This is a genomic window from Pseudomonas sp. Sample_9 (genome assembly GCF_004307535.1).
Classification (GTDB): Bacteria; Pseudomonadota; Gammaproteobacteria; order Pseudomonadales; family Pseudomonadaceae; genus Aquipseudomonas; species Aquipseudomonas mercuritolerans.
The window spans coordinates 7,467-12,767 of record NZ_RAZO01000180.1 but is presented as its reverse complement, the minus strand read 5'-3'; the positions used below and the strand labels follow the sequence as shown (position 1 = coordinate 12,767).

General features: G+C 61.9%; 4 protein-coding genes. 1 reads left to right on the top strand and 3 read right to left on the bottom strand.

Annotation, left to right across the window (positions count from 1 at the left end):
* From D6877_RS10080 to D6877_RS10070, 3 genes are read right to left on the bottom strand one after another with little or no spacing between them, the layout of a single operon-like run.
* Complete coding sequence (locus D6877_RS10080; RefSeq protein WP_130910651.1) at positions 1–1,611, bottom strand: arylsulfatase; 1,611 nt, start codon at positions 1,609–1,611, stop codon at positions 1–3.
* A 14-nt stretch (positions 1,612–1,625) separates the two neighbouring features.
* A complete protein-coding gene (locus D6877_RS10075; RefSeq protein ID WP_016772233.1) occupies positions 1,626–2,441 on the bottom strand; it encodes an ABC transporter ATP-binding protein in 816 nt (271 codons plus the stop codon).
* A complete protein-coding gene (locus tag D6877_RS10070; RefSeq protein WP_130910650.1) occupies positions 2,438–4,036 on the bottom strand; it encodes an ABC transporter permease subunit in 1,599 nt (532 codons plus the stop codon). The genes D6877_RS10075 and D6877_RS10070 overlap by 4 nt, the downstream gene beginning before the upstream one ends.
* 396 nt (positions 4,037–4,432) lie before the next feature.
* Here D6877_RS10070 and D6877_RS10065 point away from each other — a divergent pair.
* Positions 4,433–5,301: ABC transporter substrate-binding protein (locus D6877_RS10065; protein WP_130910654.1), on the top strand; the 869-nt coding region annotated here is incomplete at its 3' end.

Genomic DNA, 5,301 nt, shown 5'->3' with positions numbered 1-5,301 from the left:
TCAATCCGGCTGAAACGGCGAAGCACTGAGGATCACCCCGGTCTCTTCCACATACCGCTGCCAATGCCCGATCAAGTCAGTGAGTTTCTGCGGCTGACTCAACGCCAGATCATGAATCTCACCTGGATCGCTCGCCAAGTCATACAGCTGCCAGGTCGCTGGCCCGACCGGTCCGGGAATCCACACGGCTTTCCATGAGCCCTGACGAATCGCCCGACGTCCGAACAATTCCCAACCGGTGACCGCATGCTCGTCATGCACCTGCGCGGTCTCGCCGGACAGGAAGCCCAGCCACGACTTGCCGCGCAGTGGCGCCACGGCTTTGCCTTTCCACTGTTTGCCCGGATGCCGCACGCCAGCCAGATCGAGAATAGTCGGGGTGATGTCCATCACCGTGCCGAAACCATGGCTGATCTGCCCTTTCAGCGGCAATTGTGGATAGTGCAGCAGCGCCGGCACGCGGATCCCGCCCTCGGTGGTGAAAGCCTTGAACAAGCGTGACGGCGCGGTTGCCACTTGCGCCCAGTTCGGCCCGTACCAGACGTAGGAATTGGCCCGGCCGATGTTGTCGAGGCTGTTGTCGTAATGCTGGTTGAGGTAGGTCATCAGCTCCGGGCCGAACTTGGGGAACGCTTCCAGCAGCGCGCCTTCGGCACCGTTGTCGGACATGAACAGGATGAAGGTGTTGTCGAGCTGGCCTTGCTGGCGCAGGTAATCGACGACCCGGCCGATGTTCCAGTCCATGCGCTCGACCATCGCCGCGTAGACCTCCATGGCTCGTGCGGAAATCTGCTTTTGCTCATCGCTCAACGCGTCCCACTGCGCGCTGAGCTGAATCAGCGGGTGCGGCTCGACGTCCGCGTCGATCAGGCCCAGCGCCTTGAGTTTTTCCAGGCGTTCGAGGCGCAGCACTTGCGGGCCAGCGTCGTAGCGGCCACGGTATTTCTCGACGATCTCGGCCGGTGCCTGCAACGGCCAGTGGGGCGCGGAGAAGGGCAGGTAAGCGAAGAACGGCCGGGTCTGATCGCGCTCCTTGAGGTACTGCAGCAGCTTGTCGCCGAAGGCATCGGAGGAATAGAAATCCTTCGGCAACTCGTCAACAAACTGATCGTCCTCGATGTACAGCGCCGGGGTGGATTTCAGCAGGCCCGGCGTTTGCTCATCGTAGGTCGGCTCGAAACCATAGTGGTTGGCAGCGCCCGGCAACAGTGAAAACGAACGCTCGAAACCACGCGCATGGGGCGCCAGTTCAGCCTTCAGACCCAAGTGCCATTTGCCGCTCATCAACGTTTGATAGCCGGCCTCGCGCAGCAGCTCGGGCAGGGCGACGACGCGGTCATTCAGGTAGCCTTCGTAGCCAGGTTTGCCGATCAGTTCCGGGGTCAACGCTTCGGCCATGGTGCCAATACCGGCGATGTGGTGATCGGTGCCGGTCAGCAGCATCGAGCGCGTCGGCGAGCAGGTCGGTGCGGTGTGGAAATCGGTCAGGCGCAGGCCGTTCTCGGCCAGCGTATCGAGGTTCGGCGTAGCGATTTCGCCGCCGAACGCACCGATGTCGGAAAAGCCCAGGTCGTCGGCCAGAATCACTAGAAAGTTGGGACGTTGCGGCATCGCGAAACTCCTGTTCAGCAGGCAATGAACGTCAGCGGCAGATCGCGGATCTGCACCGGTGCGCTCGGTTGGTAATGGTCATCACTGGTCAGCTCGTGCAGCAGTTCTTCGCGCAGCTGATGAAAGTCGTAACTGCTGCGCTGGCGCGGGTGCGGCAGGGCGATATCGACCACTTGCTTGATCCGCCCCGGACGCGGCTCCATCACCACCACGCGGTCGGCCAGAAAAATCGCTTCCTCGACATCGTGGGTCACCAGAATCGTGGTGATCTGTGCCCGTTCGCGGATTGCCAGCAGTTCGTCCTGCATTTGCTGGCGGGTCAGTGCGTCGAGGGCGCCGAAGGGTTCGTCGAGCAACAGGATTCGCGGGCTGGCGACGAGGCCGCGAGCAATCGCCACGCGCTGCGCCATGCCGCCGGAAAGTTGATGCGGATAGGCCTGGGTGAAATCGCTGAGGCCGACCAGCTCGATAAAGTCTTTGATGCGTTGTTGTTTCTGCGCCCCGCTCAGCGGTTCATTGACCAGGCCCAGGCCGATGTTGTCGGCGACTGTCAGCCACGGGAACAGACGATGTTCCTGAAAGACGATGCCGCGCTCGCCGCCGATGCCGCTAACGGCCTTGCCATCGACACTGATGTGCCCGCGAAACTCGGTGTCGAGGCCGACCAGCAAACGCAGCAATGTGGATTTGCCGCAGCCGCTGGAGCCGACGATGGCGACGAATTCGCCCTCGGCAATGTCCAGGTTGAATTCGCGAATCGCCTCCAGTTCGAAACCGTTGACGGCGAAGGATTTGCCTACGTGGTTGAAGCTGACAATTGGTGCGTTCATGCGTGTCTCCAGCGGGTCGCGCGAATTTCCAGGCGTTGGCCGATCAGGTTGAGCAGGGCGCCGGTGAGGCCGACCAGCAGCATGCCGGCCATGATCAGATCCATGCGCAGCAGCTGCTGCGCGCCGATCATCTGACTGCCGATGCCGCCATTGGACGGCATGAAATATTCAGCGCCGATGGTGCCGAGCCAGGCGTAGATCAGGCTCAATCGCAGCCCGGCGAAGATCCCCGGCGCAGCACCGGGCAGGACCAGTCGACGCAGGCGCTGGCCGAGGCCGAGGCGCAGCACTTGCGCGGCTTCGTTGAGTTGCGGCGAGAGGTTGGCGACGCTGCGCTGGGTGGCGATGAACAGCGGGAAGAAGGCGGCGAGAGCGACGAACACCCACTTGGCCAGTTCGCCGAGACCGAACCACGCGGTGAGCAGTGGCACCCAGGCGAAAATCGCGATCTGCCGCAGTGCGGCGAGTGTCGGGCCGAGCAGGCGTTCGCTGAGACGTGACAGGCCGAGGAGCAAGCCCAGGGCGAAACCGAGGCCGCCACCGATCAGCAAGCCGCCCAGGGTGCGGCTCAGGCTCAGCGCCATGCCGTTGACCAGCGTACCGTCGAGCAGTCCGTCCCATGTCGTGCTCAGCACAGCCGCAGGGCTGATCAGAATATTCGCGTCGACCCAGTGCTGATCATTGGCGTGTTGCCAGAGCGCCAACAAGCCCAGCGGCAACAGCCACGGTTGCAGGCGTTGCCAGCCCTGATAGCGCGGGCCGCGTGTGATGTGCGCGGTGGCCGGGTGCGGCCAGTGCACCAGTTTGTGGTCGAGCAGGCCGATGCCGCGATCCATCGCCACGCCGATCAGACCGATGACCACGATGCACACGAACACGATGTCGAGCATGAACAACTGCCGCGCCCAGACCATCAGATAGCCGATGCCTTCGCTGGAGGCCAGCAGCTCGACCGCCAGCAACGAGGTCCAGCCGGCAGCGAGTGCCAGGCGCACGCCGGCCATGAACGCCGGCAACGCCGCTGGGAACACCAGACGCCGAATCAGCAGAAGCGGCGGCAGGCGCAACACGGCGGCGGCTTCGCGCAGTTTCGGTTGTGCATCGCGTACGCCAACCAGTGTGTGCAAGGTCACCGGCACCACAATGGCCTTGATCAGCACCACCAGTTTCAGCAGTTCGCCGATGCCAAAAAACACCATGAACAGCGGAATCCACGCCAGCGTCGGCACCTGCGCCAACCCAGCGAATGTCGGAAAAACCAGGCGCTCCAGACGTCGACTGAAACCCAGTGCGGCGCCAAGCACCGCGCCGGTCGAAACGCCTGCCAACAAGCCCCAGAACAACCGTTGCAGGCTGATCCACAAATGACTCCACAACTCGCCTTGGGCCAGTTCCACAGCGCTGCTCCACACCAGCGATGGCGCCGGCAGGATCTGCTCGCTCATCCACTGATTGCGCGCGGCCAGCCACCACAGGACGAACAGGCTGACGGGCAACAGCCAGGGCAACAGACGCTGGTTCAGGCCAGGCCAGGTGCGACGGCTTTTCAGCGGCGGCGCGGCCAGCGGCAGGCTGAGCAGGGATTGACGGGCCATGGGTGACCTCCGTTGTCGGGTTGCATGGCGAACCGCTTTTCATGTGGGAGCGAGCCTGCTCGCGAAATGGCTGTTTAAGGCAGCATTGATGGCGGCTGGCATGGCCTCTTCGCGAGCAGGCTCGCTCCCACATTGGGTTTCGTCATATATGAAACTGATCTAACAGAGTTGCGTTAGATGCTATCGGGAGATAAGCGAATCCATTTAAGGCTTGCCTGCTTACGCGCATCCAATGCATTCGAAGAATATTTTCGATGCTGTTAATGCATATCGCGCTGCAAACCGCACACGCCCTCGCTTAGGTCATATGGATATAAAAATGTGCATTTATAGTATTTAAGTGAAGGTATGCATCCAGCCTACTTTCGGCTCCTCAGCGATCAAGGAGCCGCACCCATGAACCTTCCCTTCAAACGAATCATCAGCCTGCTGGCCGCCCCGGCACTTGCAGGCTTTCTTGCGCTTGGCGCCCAAGCCGAAGAACTCAAGGAAATCCGCATCGCCGTGCCCGACCTCAGCGCCGGCACTCAACACAGCGGCGGCGGCATCGTCGATGTGCTGCGCGATCAGCAGATCTTTGAAAAGGCCTTCGCCGAGCAGGGCATCAAGATCCAGTGGAGTTTCTTCAAGGGCGCCGGGCCGGTGATCAATGAGGCGTTTGCCAATGGCCAGGTCGATCTGGCCTATCTCGGCGACCTCGCCGCGATCATCGGCAAGTCCAACGGTCTGGACACGCGCCTGCTCAGCGCCACGGCGCGCGGGGTCAAGCAATACCTCGGCGTTGTGCCCGGCTCGGGGATCAAGACGCTGCAGGATCTCAAGGGCAAACGCGTGGCGATCTTTCGCGGGACGGCGACGCAGCTGTCGTTCGATGCGGCGCTCGCCAGTCAGGGCCTGAGCGAGAAGGATCTGAAGGTGATCAATCTGGATTTCAACGCGGCGGTTTCGGCACTCGCGGCCAAGCAGATCGATGCCTCGTGGGGCAGCTCCGCGCTGAGTGCCTTGCAAGCCAAAGGCCTGGCGGAATTGCCGCTCAACACCAAGGACCTTGGCGGCGCTGGCAGCGTGCAGGCGGTGTTGCTGGGTAATGGCAAGTTTGTCGACGACCATCCAGAGGTCATTGCGAAACTGCTCAAGGCGCAGCAGCAAGCGGTCGAGTGGCTGACTCAGGACAGCAACAAGGACGCCTATGTGCAGCTGGTATCAGGGCTGGCCAGTTATCCGCCGGTGATTCTGGCTCAGGATCTGAAGGATCAGAATCTCAG